Origin of the sequence: Sulfitobacter sediminis (assembly GCF_040811725.1) — a bacterium.
GTDB lineage: Bacteria > Pseudomonadota > Alphaproteobacteria > Rhodobacterales > Rhodobacteraceae > Sulfitobacter > Sulfitobacter sediminis.
Map to the genome: position 1 here is coordinate 1 of NZ_JBFNXX010000133.1, position 291 is coordinate 291.

The window sequence follows — 291 nt, forward strand, 5'->3', positions numbered from 1 at the left end:
CTTTTCGTCGGTGGAGTGATGAACCTGCTTTGGATCGCGGCACTCGCAATTTTCGTCGGAATGGAAAAACTAGCCACTAGACTGCCGTGGCTGTCTAAGCTTTCGGCGGTCGCGCTGATCCTCGGGGGACTGGCGCTTGCCTTCTCATGATGCTTTTGAGCATTCCGAAAAAGGACGCGTGTCGGACAATCTAGTTGAGCATGATGCACGCTTCGGGCTCTGTCCGGTCATTCGCTGCGGTTTGCACCAAGGTCTGCTTGTGGGGCTGACCTGCAAGTTTGACTGGACTTC

At 55.0% G+C, this 291-nt stretch carries 1 protein-coding gene; it reads left to right on the forward strand.

From position 1 onward, the window contains the following. A partial coding sequence (locus tag AB2B41_RS23460; RefSeq protein ID WP_367880244.1) for a copper chaperone occupies positions 1-150 on the forward strand: 150 nt, incomplete at its 5' end. Positions 151-291 lie beyond the last annotated feature (141 nt).